Source organism: Synechococcus sp. O70.2, from assembly GCF_047462135.1.
Classification (GTDB): Bacteria; Cyanobacteriota; Cyanobacteriia; order Thermostichales; family Thermostichaceae; genus Thermostichus.
The window spans coordinates 1-15,866 of record NZ_JANSIS010000001.1; the positions used below are offsets into that span (position 1 = coordinate 1).

General features: G+C 60.2%; 15 protein-coding genes and 2 tRNA genes. 8 read left to right on the forward strand and 9 right to left on the reverse strand.

Features of this window, described 5'->3' with window-relative positions; translation table 11 throughout:
- Both NW812_RS00005 and NW812_RS00010 read right to left on the reverse strand, forming a co-directional pair.
- On the reverse strand, positions 1-834 hold an 834-nt coding region (locus NW812_RS00005), incomplete at its 3' end, for a transposase (RefSeq protein WP_414392937.1).
- A 251-nt stretch (positions 835-1,085) separates the two neighbouring features.
- Positions 1,086-1,664 (reverse strand): biotin transporter BioY, encoded by a 579-nt coding sequence (locus NW812_RS00010; protein ID WP_414392939.1) that lies wholly within the window; start codon positions 1,662-1,664, stop codon positions 1,086-1,088.
- A gap of 76 nt (positions 1,665-1,740) precedes the next feature.
- Here NW812_RS00010 and hisN point away from each other — a divergent pair, with 76 nt between their 5' ends.
- Complete coding sequence (gene hisN / locus NW812_RS00015) at positions 1,741-2,592, forward strand: histidinol-phosphatase (protein WP_414392941.1); 852 nt, start codon at positions 1,741-1,743, stop codon at positions 2,590-2,592.
- 69 nt (positions 2,593-2,661) lie between these two features.
- Here the strand turns inward: hisN and NW812_RS00020 are convergent.
- The 4 genes from NW812_RS00020 to NW812_RS00035 all read right to left on the reverse strand — a co-directional run bounded on the left by NW812_RS00020 (position 2,662) and on the right by NW812_RS00035 (position 4,229).
- Positions 2,662-2,732, reverse strand: a tRNA-Gly gene (locus NW812_RS00020).
- 84 nt (positions 2,733-2,816) lie between these two features.
- Positions 2,817-3,260, reverse strand: coding sequence for a 2TM domain-containing protein (locus NW812_RS00025; RefSeq protein WP_414392943.1), 444 nt, complete (start codon positions 3,258-3,260; stop codon positions 2,817-2,819).
- Between the two features lie 76 nt (positions 3,261-3,336).
- Positions 3,337-3,894: an SRPBCC family protein gene (locus NW812_RS00030; protein WP_414392945.1), complete on the reverse strand. Its 558-nt coding sequence runs from the start codon at positions 3,892-3,894 to the stop codon at positions 3,337-3,339.
- Positions 3,895-3,983: 89 nt separating this feature from the next.
- The gene (locus NW812_RS00035) at positions 3,984-4,229 is read right to left on the reverse strand and encodes a hypothetical protein (RefSeq protein ID WP_414392946.1); all 246 of its coding nucleotides are present in this window, start codon (positions 4,227-4,229) and stop codon (positions 3,984-3,986) included.
- Positions 4,230-4,395: 166 nt separating this feature from the next.
- Between NW812_RS00035 and lpxA the strand changes: the two genes are divergently transcribed.
- The gene (lpxA, locus tag NW812_RS00040) at positions 4,396-5,340 is read left to right on the forward strand and encodes an acyl-ACP--UDP-N-acetylglucosamine O-acyltransferase (RefSeq protein ID WP_414392948.1); all 945 of its coding nucleotides are present in this window, start codon (positions 4,396-4,398) and stop codon (positions 5,338-5,340) included.
- Positions 5,337-6,545: a lipid-A-disaccharide synthase gene (gene lpxB, locus NW812_RS00045; protein WP_414392950.1), complete on the forward strand. Its 1,209-nt coding sequence runs from the start codon at positions 5,337-5,339 to the stop codon at positions 6,543-6,545. The genes lpxA and lpxB overlap by 4 nt, the downstream gene beginning before the upstream one ends.
- On the opposite strand, the gene NW812_RS00050 is transcribed toward lpxB, so the two are convergent.
- Both NW812_RS00050 and NW812_RS00055 read right to left on the reverse strand, forming a co-directional pair.
- Positions 6,542-7,588 (reverse strand): DUF1611 domain-containing protein, encoded by a 1,047-nt coding sequence (locus NW812_RS00050; RefSeq protein ID WP_414392952.1) that lies wholly within the window; start codon positions 7,586-7,588, stop codon positions 6,542-6,544. The two genes, lpxB and NW812_RS00050, sit on opposite strands and share 4 nt — an antisense overlap.
- 4 nt (positions 7,589-7,592) lie before the next feature.
- Entirely contained in the window at positions 7,593-8,645 is a 1,053-nt protein-coding gene (locus NW812_RS00055) for a dipeptide epimerase (RefSeq protein WP_414392954.1), read from the reverse strand.
- 148 nt (positions 8,646-8,793) lie between these two features.
- Between NW812_RS00055 and NW812_RS00060 the strand changes: the two genes are divergently transcribed.
- The 4 genes from NW812_RS00060 (at position 8,794) to NW812_RS00075 (ending at position 15,150) form a co-directional block, all read left to right on the forward strand.
- Positions 8,794-10,866, forward strand: coding sequence for a GspE/PulE family protein (locus NW812_RS00060; RefSeq protein WP_414392956.1), 2,073 nt, complete (start codon positions 8,794-8,796; stop codon positions 10,864-10,866).
- A gap of 59 nt (positions 10,867-10,925) precedes the next feature.
- On the forward strand, positions 10,926-12,068 hold the full coding sequence (locus NW812_RS00065; RefSeq protein WP_414392958.1) for a type IV pilus twitching motility protein PilT: 1,143 nt from the start codon (positions 10,926-10,928) through the stop codon (positions 12,066-12,068).
- A 157-nt stretch (positions 12,069-12,225) separates the two neighbouring features.
- A complete protein-coding gene (locus NW812_RS00070; protein ID WP_414392959.1) occupies positions 12,226-13,452 on the forward strand; it encodes a type II secretion system F family protein in 1,227 nt (408 codons plus the stop codon).
- Between the two features lie 66 nt (positions 13,453-13,518).
- Positions 13,519-15,150, forward strand: a complete 1,632-nt coding sequence (locus NW812_RS00075) for an alpha-D-glucose phosphate-specific phosphoglucomutase (RefSeq protein WP_414392961.1) — start codon at positions 13,519-13,521, stop codon at positions 15,148-15,150.
- A gap of 69 nt (positions 15,151-15,219) precedes the next feature.
- On the opposite strand, the gene NW812_RS00080 is transcribed toward NW812_RS00075, so the two are convergent.
- Positions 15,220-15,681 (reverse strand): HHL1-like protein, encoded by a 462-nt coding sequence (locus NW812_RS00080; protein ID WP_414392963.1) that lies wholly within the window; start codon positions 15,679-15,681, stop codon positions 15,220-15,222.
- A 108-nt stretch (positions 15,682-15,789) separates the two neighbouring features.
- Here NW812_RS00080 and NW812_RS00085 point away from each other — a divergent pair.
- Positions 15,790-15,863: transfer RNA gene (locus NW812_RS00085), tRNA-Pro, on the forward strand.
- The last annotated feature ends 3 nt before the right edge of the window (positions 15,864-15,866 follow it).

Here is a 15,866-nt window from a genome sequence, read left to right on the forward strand (position 1 = left end):
GGCAGACACCCTGATATTCCGAATGTCCCCAATGACAACGGTCTGGACGCCCCTTGCATACAGCGTCGAGACAAGTCTTGTAGTTTGCTTGTGCAGAATATCTTGGATTTGCCTATTCAACCTGGCCAACTGCTTCCGTTTGGAACGAAGCAACTGCCGATGTCGCCGAGAACCACGCTTCTTTCTATCAATCAGTCTCGATAACTTGGCCTTCAGCTTGTTCTGGTAGCGGCGCTTGGAACGAAGCAGCCTGCCATTGGCGATGTAGGTATTCTCCCCATCATGGGCAACGGCCAGGTGAACCTCGCCCAGATCCACACCGGCAACACCGCCTTTTTCCCTCTCTTCTTTGGGCCGCGCATCACTCAATTTGTAGCAAGCCCGCAACTCATACTGCTTGCCGTCCCAGCCGATTTCTACCCAGACAGGCGTATCCCAAGCCCAAGGAACGACCAACGGCTTGTTGCCTTTTCCGTTGGACAACCGAAGCTTTCCGCTCTCAACTGTGATGGCTGAGGACTTCCACTGCACCTTGTAGTAGTACCGACGGCGTCGAGGTGGGCGAGCGTTGGGATCCGTTTTGCGGCGTTCTCGCCACGACTTTAGGGAGGCAAAGAAACTTTGGACAACAGCATCCGCACTGTGGGCATGAAGTCTGTTTTCAGGATCACTGGGAAACCAACGCATGAGTGTGGCAGGTTTCAACCAAAGACCTTTCTTGCGGACGACCCGCCAAAAACTGACGAGTGTCTGGGAGTACAGCTTGCCTGCGGCTCTGCTCAAAAGTTGCAGTTGGTCTGAAACTCCCAGCTTGAGCTTGCGGACAAAGTACATGCAAAGTTGTCCTTCTGCTATCTAGGGCATCATACAAAAAGCCGCCCTCAAGGGCAGGGCTTGAAACCCAGTTTTCTTGGTCAACGCCGTAGCCAAAAGGCCCGTGGCCGCAAGAGTCAGAGCAGCGCGCTGCATCTTTTCGTCTCCCTACAAAGCCTTTGCAGAAACCTGCTGAACCCCTTGCCCCCTCCCTGCAGCCAGCTTGCCTTTGGACTACCCTTTTCCCGTCCCAGCCATAGAGAGTCTTTGCGCTAAAGCAGCAGCAAGCGCCGCAGGAGCAGGGCTATGACGGCAGCGAAGCTAACCACGATAAGCTGTCCTGGCAGGGTATAGCCGGAGTAGAGCCGAAGCAACTTCAGCAACTCTCCATTCCAGGGCTGGGTAGCCAAGAGATAGATGATCCCGGTCAGGTGAACCAGGGCCAGGGCCACCAAACTGGCGGCGGCCAAATCCTGTAGACGCACCGGCGCAGAGATGCTGGGCAGCAGGTAGGGGTTGCGGCGAGGGAGAAGGGAAGTAGGCAGCAGGTGGGGATCCCTTTGTCGAAAGGCCATCGTCCCGCAGGCCCAGGCCGCAGGCAAAAACCCGAGCAAATAGCCAAAGGCGGGCTGGTACAGGTACTGCCACCCCCCTCCCTGGGCAAACACCTGCAGCCCTGCCAATCCCAAGCCTAGATAGACAAGCTGGGCGCACACTGCCGCCACCGGTCCCGCCAGACAGGCCGTTAGCAGCATGCCGCCGATTTGCAGGGAAAAGCTATATCCTCCCACCCCTGGCCACTGAGGCGGCAAGCTCACCTGGGTTAGGGTGCCCAAAATGGTCAAGATCACTCCAATTGCGGTCCAGAGCCATTCCAGAGGGGTTAACAGTCGGCCAGCACGCATAGCCGAGGGAAAATCTTTCCCTATGCTAGGAGAGAACACCGACGAGGTAGGCAAGAGAGTGGTTAAGCCAGAGTGGATTGCCTTGGCCCAGGCTCTAGCCGACGCAGCCGGAGCGGTGATCCGGCCCCTGTTTCGCGGGGAGCTGCAGGCCGAGTACAAAGAGGCTAGATCCCCTATCGTAACGATAGCCGACCGGGAAGCAGAACGGGCAATGCGGGCGTTGCTGGCCGCCCACGTGCCGGAGCACAACGTCCTTGGCGAGGAGTTTGGCTTCCACCAGACCGGATCCCCTTATACCTGGGTTTTGGATCCCTTGGATGGCACCATCGCCTTTTCCACTGGCAAGCCCACCTTCGCCACCTTGATCGCCCTTTTAGAAGAAGATCGTCCCATCTTGGGCATCATCGATCAGCCGGTGTTGCGCGAGCGCTGGGTGGGGGTGCAGGGACAACCAACCCACTGGATAACCCCTTCCACCCAACAGCTTAGTCGCAGCAAAGCCACCACCGACCTCAGCCGCGCCTCTTTGAGCTGTACCACTCCTGATTTGTTTGCTCAGCCAGACCAGCAGCAGCGCTTTCAGCAGCTCAGCCGTTTGGTTCACATCACCTCCTACGGCGGCGACGGCTACCAGTACGGCCTCTTGGCCAGCGGCTACATCGATCTGGTGATGGAGTGCGGCCTCGCCCTCTACGACTTTGCTGCTCTTGTGCCCGTGATCGAGGGATCCGGCGGCGTGATTACCGATTGGTCGGGGGATCCCTTAACCCGCACTTCTAGAGGAGAAGTGTTGGCGGCGGCCAACCCGACGCTCCATCGACAGGCCTTGGCTGCTATTCAAGAGAGAGGCAAACCTCACCCCTCCCTTAGCTAAGCCCTCAGTCAGGCCTCCCCAACCTAGGGGCTAGGTTGCAGCCTGGATCTCTAAAAGATCTTGAGTACAAGCGGGCGAACGGAATCGAACCGTCAACAGCAGTTTGGAAGACTGCGGTTTTACCATTAAACTACGCCCGCACAGGTGTTTGCTTCTGCCCAACAATAATAGCACCTGGCGAGGGTACCCCCTCAAGAGGCTTCCCTTCAAAGACAAGAGGTGTCTCATCGGCGCTGGAGCTGCTTTTGGCGTTTTTTCTGCCACTGCCGAAACTCTTTTTCGTAGCGTTCCCCTTCCGTCTGGTAGGTGCTCCAGCCCTTGAGGGCAACAGCCAGGCCCCAGCCCATCAGTATAAACAGCGACCAAGACAGCCCTCCGCCGGAGAGCCAATCCAAGCCTACTAGGAAGCTGTTGACAATGGCATACCGCCCCAGCAATTGGTAAAACTGCCGCTGGCGGTAGCGTTGAAACTCACGCCGTTGGTTGGTTAGTTGCTGCCAGGCTCTCCATTCCCGCTCGGCCTCCTCCAGCTCTTGGGGGGAGATCCCCAGCTCGGCGGCCATCTCCTCCAGTTGCGAGCGGGTAAACTCACCAAGGCGCGGCTGGCGAGCGATGGCCCGCTGCAGGATCTGCTGCACGTCCTCTTGGCTGTAGCGGGATCTGGACATTTGACGAGAGGAAACCTGACGACTCTTAGTTTAGGACAGGCAGACTTGGCAGCTCCCCAATCCCAGCCAAGGGTAACTAGGGAGAAGATCCCCCTAGACTTAGGCAGCGCTCCCGAATGGCCTGCAGGTTGAGGGCGAGATCGCGGCGGATGCGCCGTTCTACTAGGCCAACCGGCATGCGGCGCGGCGGTTGCACCTGCAGGTGGTAGGTGAGCAGGGTCTGCTGCTCTAGCCAGTCGGCTAGCTCCCAAAACCCCTCGAAGATGAGGAAATCCCCTTCTACTTCTTGAAAGCGCAGTTGGTGGGGAAACACTTCCTCGATAGCCAGCACCACCGCTGCAGAAAACCGGGCAAACAGAACTTGCTGGGATCCCACTTGACGCACCAGTTTGCGGCCATTCTGGCTGCCAAGGAGGCGACTTTCCACCAAGTTAGGAATAAACTCCGCCAGATGGTCGTAATCGGTTAAAACCTGCCAGACCTGCCGACGCTCTACCGGGATCAAGATGCGGCCTTGCACTTGGCGGCGGCGCTCCCCCAAGTCTTCTACCTCTACCTGGATGTCTGAGAACTCCCTCCCGCTAAGGAGAGCAAGAGCTTCTAAGTGACCTTGTGGATCCTGGTCAAAAGGCATGGCAAGGAAAGGGTTGAAAGCCAAGGCAGAAGCTGCCAGCCCCTCAACAGGCTGAGCTCCCCTGGAGCCTTGTATAAGGGATAACGATCCTAGGAGAGAAGAGCCCGGAACCAACTCAGGATTACCTGCCAAACTTGGTCGAGGAGGGCAAAGGGATCTCGCAGCTCCTGGAGCACCTGCTGCGGGCCGATTCTAAAGACCACGTACAAAACGGCTAGGAGGATCACGATCCCCACCGCTGTCCAGATGGCCTCTCGAACTACCCGCACCCAGAAGACCAGCATAAAAATGGCGATGGCTACAGCGGCAACCAGCGGCAGTGTCTCCAGTACCATCGTGCTTTCCCCCCCTAGCTTAGTTTTGGCCTCTGAGGATCAGCCGAGCCGTCCTTGTTTTCCCAATCAAGAGTACAATCGAGCCATGCAGCGCCTGCAAGCAGCCTGAGTGAGCTGGGGAGAAGAAAGAGTTGGGAGCGTTGCTCCAGTTGCTGGCTAGTTGGAGATGAGTGTGTTGGCTTCAGCAGGATCCCCTCCCGACTTCGCAAGTGTGCCGCACCGCTCACGGCAGCGGATTCACCCCACTGCGGTGATCCATCCCAAGGCTGAGTTGCACGAGACGGTGCAGGTGGGCCCCTATGCCGTTATTGGCGAACATGTGCGCATTGGTGCCAACACCGTGGTGGGGGCCCATGTGGTGATCGAGGGCTGGACCGAGATTGGTGAGGACAACCAGATTTTTCCAGGAGCGGTGCTGGGCACAGAGCCACAAGACCTAAAGTACAACGGCGCACCCTCGCAGCTGGTCATTGGCAGGGGCAATCTCATTCGGGAGTTTGTCACCATTAACCGAGCCACCAACGAGGGGGAGGCGACGATAATTGGCGACTACAACCTATTGATGGCCTATGTCCATGTCGCCCACAACTGCGTCATCGAAAACCAAGTGGTGATCACCAACGCGGTTTCCCTGGCTGGCCACATTCACATCGAGTCCCAGGCGCGCATCGGCGGCATGGTCGGGATCCACCAGTTTACCCGGGTAGGGCGCCTGGCTATGGTGGGGGCGATGAGTCGGGTGGATCGCGATGTTCCACCCTACCTGCTGGTGGAGGGGCATCCAGCCCGCATCCGTGGCCTCAACTTGGTGGGACTGCGGCGGGCCAAGGGGATGGAGGGATCCCTGCCGGCCTTGCGCCAAGCCTACCGGCTGCTCTACCGCTCCGGATTGCCCTTGGAAAAGGCGCTGCAAACGCTGCGGGAGAGCCTGCGAACCGAGAACGGGCAGAGCATCCTCTCCCTAGAGGGGAAAGAGCTGGTGGACGAGACGGGATCCCTGCTACACCTGCTGCAATTTTTGGAAGATTCCCTTTCCCAGCCGCAACGGCGTGGTCCTCTGCCTGCCTTGCGTCGCAGCAAAGAGGATGCCGAGGACGGGGACGACCTGTGAGCCATCTGTTTGTCTGCACCGGCGAAGTCTCCGGGGATCTGCAGGCTGGCCATCTCATCCGCGAGCTGCTGCGCCAGCGTCCGCACCTGCGCATCACGGCAGTTGGGGGAGAGGAGATGGTTGCTGCTGGAGCCCGGCTGCTGCACCGCACAACTGAAATTGGCTCCATCGGTATTCTGGAGGCCCTTCCCTTCGTCCTCCCTGCGCTGTGGGCGGAGTGGAAGATCCGCCGCTTCCTAGAGCAAGATCCACCAGATCTAGCCATCCTGGTAGACTACATCGGCGTCAACAGCCGCGTGGCTTCCCTGTTGCAGCGGCGGCGCATCCCTGCCGTCTACTACATTGCCCCCCAGGAATGGGTGTGGTCGCCCAGCAGCCGCCTCACCTACCGCCTAGCCCAGCAAATGCGACTGATGGTGGCCATTTTCCCCGAAGAGGCCCGCTACTACGCCGCAGCAGGTGCCCGGGTTTGCTATGTCGGCCACCCCCTGCTGGATATTTTGGCGAGTGTCCCCGGTCGTGCGCAGGCCAGGGCGGAGTTGGGGATCCCGGAGGAGGCAACGGTGGTGGCGCTGCTGCCCGCCTCCCGCCGTCAGGAGCTGCGCTCAGTTTTGCCTGTCCTGCTTCAGGCAGCGCGGCTGCTGCGGGCTCGTCTGCCCCAGGTGCAGTTTTGGGCGCCGCTGGCCTCGCCCCATTTTGCTGCCCCAATTGCCCGAGCCGCCCGCCGCTATGGGCTGGAGGATCTCACCCTTTTCCTGCCTCGCCCTTCCCCTCCAAAGGCCCATCACCTGCTTTTGGCGGCTGCTGACCTGGTGTTGGCCAAGTCGGGCACCGTCAACCTGGAGGCAGCCATCTTGGGGATCCCGCAAGTGGTGGTCTACCGCCTCAACCCGCTCACCTTTTGGCTAGCCCGCCATTGGCTAAAGGTGTCGGTGCCCTTTATGGCTCCCCCCAATTTGGTGCTTATGCGTCCCATTGTGCCGGAGCTGCTCCAGGAGGAGGCCCAGCCGGAACGGATTGCCCAACTGGCGCTGGAGCTGCTGACCCGGCCCGAGCGCCGCGCCCAACTGCAGGCTGACTACGCCGCCATGCGGGCAGCTCTGGGGGAGCCGGGAGTTCTGGCCCGTGCGGCCAAGGCTATTTTGGAGGTGCTCGACAGCGAGACCAGCTCCAAGGAAGCTCAGGCTCCGAGCGCTCTAGGCTAGCCTGCCGAGAGAATGGCGTCCAACAAAGGATCGGCCCCAAAGCGCACCACATCGGTACAGGGCCGGCCCGTCTCTGCTTCCACCTGGCGGATCTGGGCCAGGGCCGCTTCCTCTTCCCAACCGAAGGTATTGAGGGCTACCCCCACCACCGGTGCAGGGGCAAAGGCGCCAGCAGCTGCAGCCACTTGTTCGTACAGCTCGATCACCTTAGGCAAGGGAGGAATGGGCACATCGTTCATCCCTTTGATGTGGGTCTGCCCAGCTCGATGCACCAAGATGAGATGGGTGGGCTGGGATCCCCTTAGCAAAGGCAGGGTGGCGGTGGAAGCGGGGTTGAGCAGGGATCCCTGACCTTCAATGTGCAGAATGTCGTGGTCAAAGCCATAGCGCAGCACCAGTTGCTCCACAGCGCCGCTGGCATAGTCCACCCGCACTGCATCCAGAGGCACTCCGTCGCCGCTGATGAGGATCCCCGTCTGGCCGGTGGCCAAGAAACGAGAACGCAGGCCGCGTTTCAGGCTGGCCCGGTGCAGTTCCAGGCTGGTGGACATTTTGCCGACGGCCATGTCGGTGCCCACCGTCAGTACCCGCCGACAGGGGAGAGAGCGAGCTAGGCCCCTCCCTACTCCCAGACCAGGAGGTTCGCGGCGAATGTCCCAGATCCAGGCTCCCGGCTGCAGCCACTGCCGCAACTGGGCATCTTCCGCTAGGGGGGTGTGCAGCCCGTTCACCAAAGACAAGCCGGCTTGCAGGGCTTGGCAGAGCTCCTCCCGCCACTCCGGGGGCAACTGGCCGCCGGAAGGAGCGATCCCAATCACCAACACCTCGGGGCCGTAAACCAGCGCCTCTTGCACCGAGGCTACGATGGGAATGTCTTTGGCAATGCCCGTGAGTTGGGCCAGGGATCTCCCCGCCTGCTCCCGATCGATGACGGCCACCACTGGAAAAGGCCCATAGCGCAATAGCCCCAGCCCTGTTTTGCCGTGCTCCCCCAACAGGCCGCCGTGGAGCAGGATGGCCACCCGAGTTTGACTGGAGAGCATGGTCCTACTCCCGCAACTCCACCCCTAGGCCGGGTCGGTCGGTGGGGATGAGACAGCCCTCCTGCACCGAAGCCCCGGAGAAGGGATCGTCGACGAGATTGAGGTGGCTGTCTAAGTCCACGTAGTCCGCTAGCGGCGCCAAGTGGGCCGCTGCCGTGTTGCCCAAAGCGGTGTTGCTGTAGCAGCCCAGCATCACCTGTAGCCCATGGGCTCTGGCTGTGTGGATCATGCGCCAGGCTTCGCTAAGGCCGCCACACTTCATTAGCTTAATGTTGATGCCATGAACCCGATCCGCTAGGGCAGGAATGTCGCGGCTGTCAAAACAACTCTCATCCACAAAGATGGGCAGCTTCGACTCGTGCCACAGGGTGATTAGCTTCGCCTCCTGGCCCCTCTCCAGGGGCTGCTCCAAGTAGCTCACCCCCTGCCCCGCCAGCCAATTGCTCATGCTCAGGCTTTGCTCCAGTGTCCAAGCCCCATTGGCATCCACCGTAATCAGGGATCCCAGCGGGATCACCTCCTGCACGGCAATGAGCTGGTTTTGATCGGCCATTAGGCCCAGTTCGCTGCCCAGCTTGATCTTAAAGGCCCGCGCCTGTTGGATCTGTTCCATCCAAGCCAGAGCCCGCTGGCGCGCCTCCTGAGGGGTGGAGAGGCCGATGGTTAGGGTCGTGGGCGGAATGCGGGAGCGATCTAGGCCCCACAGCTGCCAGAGGGGCCTCCCCAATCGCTTGCCCATCCAGTCGTGCAGGGCTATGTCCACTGCCGCCCGCACTGCCGAGGGGATCCCGGCCTGCAGCAGTTCCGCCTCAACAGCCTGCCGCTCCCAGGGAGAGTGGCGGCGTAGGATCCCTTTAGCCACCTCCAAACCCGCCAAGATGTCCTCCAAAGACTGGTAGCAGTCCTCGCTCACCGAGAAGGGGCAAGCCTCTCCCCAGCCCTCGATCCCCTCCTCTTCAACGCGCACCCAGGCCAAAGTGGCCTCTGTATAGGTGCCGCGGCTAAGGGCGAGGGCATAGCGCTTGTGAACCGTGAAGGGCTCAACGTAAAGCCGCATGAGCAGTCTAAAGGTGGGTCGACTTTCTCCCTTCTAGATTTCCATCAGGTTGCAGAGTCGGGCCAGTGAGGTCTCCTACCCCTACCGTTGACCTGGGGGGTCAACTACAGTCAATATGGACACATCGTGCGTGCCCCAGCCACTGCTTATGAGCGATCTTCCTCCCCCCTTGACCTCCCGTCGCGGCAGCGTGAGCAAAGCCTTAGCGATTGCCAATGCCAGCATCACCCCCTTTGGACGCAAGCTAAAAGAGCTGGGCTTTGCCGACGATAAGCAAATCCAAGACATTCAAAATGCCCTCAAAGCGGATCGAGAGGGCGGCAGCAAAGTTTTGGCCCTGGCGGTCAAGAACATTGTGGGCAAGGAGCTCACACCTGACCTGGAGCGGGCCTACAAGCGACAGCAGCTTTTTGAGCTCAAAGTTATCTACGGGATCCCCTCTCTCGACACCGACCTGGAGCCGGTGGATCTCGCGGAGATGAGCGAGCTCATTGAGTCGCTCTTGCCCCTTGATATCTGCAACCGCTATAAGTTCTTGCCCATTCGCCGCCAAGACAGCCAGGTCGTGGTGGCAATGGTCAAGCCGGACAACCTGCAGGCGCTAGACGACATTCAGCGGCGCTTCCGCATCCAAGGGCTAAAGCTGCAGCGGCGGGTCTTCACCCAGCAGGACTTCGAGACCCTGATCAACCGCTACATGGATGCACAGGCGGAACTGCTGGCTGTCAAGGGGATCAACGACACAGATGTCGCCAGCCAAGTTGCCCCCCAAGAGGAAGAAGAGGTGGTGGTCAACACTGCCGAGATTGATCTAGACAGCATCGAGGATGTCGCTGTTGATGAGGCCGGCGAGACCTCTCTGGAGCAGCAACTCAAATCGGCAGACGATGCCCCGATCATCAAATTGGCCAACCAAATCCTGGTCAAGGCCCTGCAGGAACGGGCATCTGACATCCACATCGAGCCGCAAGAAGAAAACCTGCGCATTCGCTTCCGCAAGGACGGGGTGCTGCGGCAGGCTTTTGAGAACTTCCCCAAAAAGATCATTCCTGCTCTTACCGCTCGATTCAAGATCATGGCCAACCTGAACATTGCCGAGCGGCGCTTGCCTCAGGACGGGCGCATTCGGCGGATGTTCAAAGGGCGCAAGGTGGACTTTCGCGTTAGCACCCTGCCCTCCCGCTACGGGGAAAAGATTGTCCTGCGCATCCTGGATAACTCCGCCACGCAACTGGGCTTGGATACGCTGATCACCGACCCAGAGACCCTTGCCAGCTTCAAGGACGTTGTGAGGAGACCCTTTGGTCTAATCCTGGTAACCGGGCCCACTGGATCCGGGAAAACCACCACCCTCTACTCGGCCCTGGCGGAGCTAAACGATCCAGGCATCAACATCAGCACCGCCGAGGATCCCATCGAGTACTCTCTGCCGGGGATCACCCAGGTACAGGTTCTCCGGGAGAAGGGCATGGACTTTGCCATGATCCTGCGCGCTTTTCTGCGGCAAGACCCGGATGTCATCCTGGTGGGGGAAACCCGCGACCACGAGACAGCCAAAACCGCCATCGAAGCCTCCCTCACCGGTCACCTGGTGTTGACTACCCTGCACACCAACGATGCCCCCAGTGCCATCGCCCGCCTGACGGAGATGGGGATCGAGCCGTTTATGATCTCCAGTTCCCTACTGGGGGTGCTGGCCCAGCGCCTGCTGCGGCGGGTATGTCCTGAGTGTCGGATCCCGTACCACCCTACCCCCGAGGAACTGGCCCGCTATGGCCTTAGCCTCAGCGGCGACAACGAACAGCTGACCTTCTACAAAGCCAACAAGCTCTCCCCCAAAGAGATAGAACAGCGCAAGGCCACCGGCAAACCCATCTGTGAGAACTGCGGGGGCGTGGGCTACAAAGGCCGGGTGGGGGTGTACGAGTTCATGCGCATGAACGACCGCTTGGCTGAGTTGATCAACAAGGGGGCTCCCACCGAGGTGCTCAGGGAGGCGGCAGTTGAAAGCGGCATGAAGACCCTATTGGCCTACAGTCTGATGCTGGTGAAGCAGGGGCTAACCACGCTGGAGGAGGTGGATCGAGTCATCCTCACCGACAAAGGCTTGGAGACCGAGCTGAAGGCTCGTGCCAAGGCCCTTAGCACCTGCCGCAACTGCGGTGCTGCCCTGCGAGTGGAGTGGATGGATTGTCCGTACTGCTTGACGCCGAAGTTTTAGTTTGACTCTTGTCAGCTTCAACAGAGCAACTCACGCCATTGATTGGAGAGGGAAGTCCTATGAAACAACTGATGATCGAAGACCTGATGGAAGAAATCATCCGGAGGGGCGGTTCCGATATCCACATCTCAGCCGGCTTGCCTCCCTACTTCCGCATCAATGGCGAACTCCAGCCAACAGAGTATGATCCCCTCACGCCTGAGGAGGTGCAGCGGCTCATTTTCAGCATGTTGAACAACACCCAGCGAAAACAATTGGAGCAGAACTGGGAGCTGGACTGCTCTTACGGCGTGCGCGGGATCGGGCGCTTCCGGGTCAACGTCTATCGCGAACGCGGCGCCTATGCCTGCGCCATGCGAGCTCTGGCCTCGGAAATCCCCAGCATTGAAAAGCTGGGCCTGCCCGACATCTGCAAGGAAGTTGCGCGACTGCCGCGGGGCCTGGTGCTGGTAACGGGACCAACGGGATCCGGCAAATCCACCACTTTGGCCGCTATCATCGACTTCATCAACCGCGAGCGAGCTGAGCACATCCTCACCATTGAAGATCCCATTGAGTATATCTACACCCCCATCCGCAGCATCATCCACCAGCGGCAGTTGGGCGAAGACACCAAGAGCTTTGCCAATGCCCTGCGGGCGGCGATGCGGGAAGATCCGGATGTGATTTTGATCGGGGAGATGCGGGATCTGGAGACCATCCAGTTAGCCATCACCGCCGCCGAAACCGGCCACCTCTGCTTTGCCACGGTGCACACCAGCTCGGCTGCCCAGACGGTGGATCGCCTGGTGGACGTGTTCCCGCCGGAGCAACAGCAGCAGATTCGCGTGCAGCTTTCTAACTCTCTCAAGGCCGTCTTCTCGCAAACTTTGGCCCGCCGCCTCAACCCCAAGCCAGGGGAGCCAGGCCGGGTGCTGGTGCAGGAGATCATGGTGGTCACCCCAGCCATCGCCAACCTCATTCGGGAGGGCAAGACGGCCCAGATCTACTCGGCCATCCAGACGGGCGGCAAGCAGGGCATGAAAACCCTGGAGCAGGATCTGGCCAACCTCTACCTGCAGGGCAAGATTGACTTCGAGACGGCCATGTCCAAGACCTCTCGTCCTGAGGAGTTGCAGCGGCTTTTGGGCAACGTTGCCGGGCCTTCCCCAGCCGCGGCAGTTCAACAGCAGCGGCCAGCAGCGGCTGCTGTCCGTCGCTAGAGATCCCTGCCTGGAAGTTCCTCGCCAGCCTTTGGCCGCCGGTCTCATCTGTAGCTAAGCTCTAGCTGGGGGAGAGTGGCGGTTTGGCTGAGGTTGCAAAACTAAGCCAAGGGATCCCACTCCGGAGTTTTAGCAAGCATCCAAGCAGGGGTAAGCCATGCCGCGCTACAAGGTTCGGGGGTTAAAGGCCGGTCAGCCGGTACGCCTGACGGTGGTGGCCAACAACTTGACCGAGGCTCGCGCACGGCTGCGCCGCGAGGGGATTTTCGCCAAACCGGAGGACATTCAGGAGGAGAAGCCCTTTTTCTCCCTGGATACGTCTTTCGATTTCTCAATGCTGCGATCCATCGACATTCGGGACAAGGCGGTGTTCTCCCGGCAATTTGCTGCTCTCATCAACGCCGGCGTGTCGATGGTTCGCTCTCTCACCATCATGGAGGAGCAGACTGGCAACCCCAAGCTCAAAAAATACCTGAGGGCCATCCGTGCGGAGGTGGAGGCGGGGAAAAACCTCTCCGACTCCATCCGCCCCTATCCAGATGCTTTCGACAGCCTCTACTGCAGCATGGTGCAGGCAGGGGAAGTGGGCGGCGTGCTCGATGAGGTGCTCAACCGCCTGGCCAAGCTGCTGGAGGACATGGATCGCCTGCAGAAGCAGATCAAGTCGGCCATGACCTACCCAGTGGTGGTGACGATCTTGGCTGTCTTGATCTTCTTGGGCATGGTGCTCTTCATCTTGCCCACTTTTGAGAGCATCTACAACGACTTGGGGGGGGAGCTGCCTGGCCTTACTCAGTTTTTCATCAACGTCAGCAAGTTCCTACGCACACCCCAGTACAGCTTGGGTCTGGTGGGCTTTCTGGTAATGGTCTTTTTTGCCTTTCGCCGCTTCTACCGCACCCCGGCTGGCAAGGAGACCATCGACGCGCTGGCCCTCAAGCTCCCTCTCTTCGGGGATCTGATCCAGAAATCGGCGGTGGCCCGATTCTGCCGCACCTTTGGCGCTCTCACCCGCTCTGGCGTGCCGGTGCTGACTGCCTTGGAAATTGTGCGGGACACCTCAGGCAACCAGGTGGTGGCCAACGCCATCGACGCCGCTCGCCAATCCATCTCGGAGGGGGGGCAGATCGCCCCTGCCCTAGCTAAGGCCAAGGTGTTTCCCCTGATGGCCATTCAGATGATCAGCGTCGGCGAGGAGACGGGGGAGCTGGATGCCATGCTGATGAAGACAGCCGACTTCTACGAGCTGGAAGTGGAGGAGGCAGTGCGCGCCCTGACCAGCTTGCTTGAGCCTTTGATGATTGTGATCTTGGGTGGTATGGTGGGCTGCATCATTGTGGCCATGTACCTGCCCATGTTCAACGTCTTCGAGCTAGTGAAGTAGCAGGTTCAGGTACCGCTCTGGCCAAGTTCTGCCTCGAGGAACGGGATAGTTTCGCCAGCCTAGGGTATGAGCGTCCGCACGGTCACCACTGCCCCCTTCCCTGACCAAAGACCTGGCACTTCCGGCCTGCGCAAGCCGGTACAGGTGTTCCAGCAGCCCCACTACCTGGAGAACTTTGTCCAATCCATCTTTGACGTCCTCGAGGGATCTGCCGGCCAAACCTTGGTGGTTGGGGGAGATGGCCGCTACTACAACCGAGAGGCTATCCAGATCCTGCTCAAGATGGCGGCAGCCAACGGGATTGGGCGGGTGTTGGTAGGTCAAGGGGGGATCCTCTCCACGCCAGCGGTCTCCTGCCTCATCCGCAAATACGGAGCTTACGGCGGCATCATCCTCTCAGCCAGCCACAACCCCGGCGGTCCGCAAGGAGACTTTGGCATCAAGTACAACATCGGCAACGGCGGCCCCGCCCCGGAGAAGGTGACCGAGGCCATCTACGCCCGCACCCAGCGGATCCGCGAGTACCGCATCCTAGAGGCCCCGGACGTAGATCTGGATCGCCTAGGGGAGCAACGGCTGGGATCCCTGACGGTCTGCGTTATCGACCCTGTGGCCGACTACCTGGATCTAATGCAGTGCCTATTCGATTTTGACGCCATCCGCGACTACCTGGCCTCTGGGGTTCGCATCGCCTTCGACGCCATGCACGCCGTCACTGGCCCCTATGCCCACGCCATCCTGGAGAAAGCTCTAGGAGCGCCCCAGGGCAGTGTCCTCAACGGCCAGCCGCTGCCGGATTTTGGCGGCCTCCACCCAGATCCCAACCTGGTGCATGCCCGCGCCCTGGTGGAGCTGCTGTTTCGGGAGGATGGGCCGGATTTCGGCGCCGCCTCCGACGGGGATGGGGATCGCAACATGATCCTGGGCCGCCAGTTCTACGTAACTCCTAGCGATAGCCTGGCAGTGTTGGCTGCCAACGCCCACTGGGTGCCCGGCTACCGGGAGGGGCTGGCCGGGATCGCCCGCTCCATGCCCACCAGCCAGGCGGCAGACCGAGTGGCGGCCAAGCTGGGGATCCCTTGCTACGAAACCCCTACGGGCTGGAAATTTTTCGGCAACCTCCTGGATGCCGGCAAAGTCACCCTCTGCGGCGAGGAGAGCTTCGGCACCGGCTCCAACCACATCCGCGAAAAAGATGGCCTCTGGGCTGTTCTCTTTTGGCTCAACATCCTCGCCGTGCGGCGGCAGTCGGTGCGGCAGATTGTGGAAGAGCACTGGCGCACCTACGGACGCAACTTCTACTCCCGCCACGACTACGAGGGGCTGCCGGTGGAGGTGGCCGAGGAGCTGATGGAGCACTTGCGGCGCTCCGTGTCCGGCTGGGTGGGACAGCGCTTTGGCGCGCAGACGGTGGCCTATGCCGATGACTTCAGCTACACCGATCCCGTAGACGGCAGCACCAGCCGCCACCAAGGGATCCGCATCGGCTTTGAGGATGGCTCGCGCATCGTCTATCGCCTCTCTGGCACCGGCACCCACGGCGCCACCCTGCGGGTGTACTTGGAGCGGTTTGAGCCAGATCCCAGGCGGCAGGGTTTGGATCCCCAGGCGGCCCTGGCCGACCTGATCCAACTAGCGGATCACTTCGCCCAGATTCGCGCCCGCACTGGTCGGCAGCAGCCGGACGTCGTCACCTAGCTCTCCCCAAGGGCTGTGCTTCTTTTGCTCCCCCAGCCCTTCCTGCGACAGGGAGCACATTTGCCACACCTAGCCTTTCTCGGAGGTTTGGGTAGCTCTTTTGCCCAGGCCCAGCCACCTGCGCACCTTGTCCATCCAAAGCTGAAAGGGCGAAGGCTGGGGTCGGACTGCCACCTGAATAGGTTCGTCCTGAAACTCTTTGTCTTTGAGGCGAAAGCCAAATTCCAGCTCGTCTTTAACTTTGCCAAGACGGGGAAAGAGGCGGACGGCTGCTTTTTTAAGCTCTTCCTCGTTTTGGAAGATGGCCTGGTGGATGGCGCTGGAGCGACTGACCGCCAGGGATCCCACAGGCAGCCAAGGGTTGGGTTTGCCGGGCTCAGCCTGGCGGCGCCGGGCAAAAATGGCAAACTCCGGCATTCCTTTGGCTTTCAGCTCGTCGTAGCGTTTGGCTGCTTCCTTGCGCTTGGCGGCTTTGGTCTTTGCTGCCTGTTTTTCGGGCTGCGAGGGGCTAAAACCCTTGGGCTGAGGCATACCTCGCCTACGGAAAGGTGGGCTCTTGCAGCTTAGCGCAGATTGGCTCAGCGAGGATCGTGCTTGGCTAGTCAGCGTGCTAGAATTGTTGCGCTGTAACTTGGATCACGGGATGTAGCGCAGCTTGGTAGCGCACTTCGTTCGGGACGAAGGGGTCGCAGGTTCGAATCCTGTCATCCCGATGG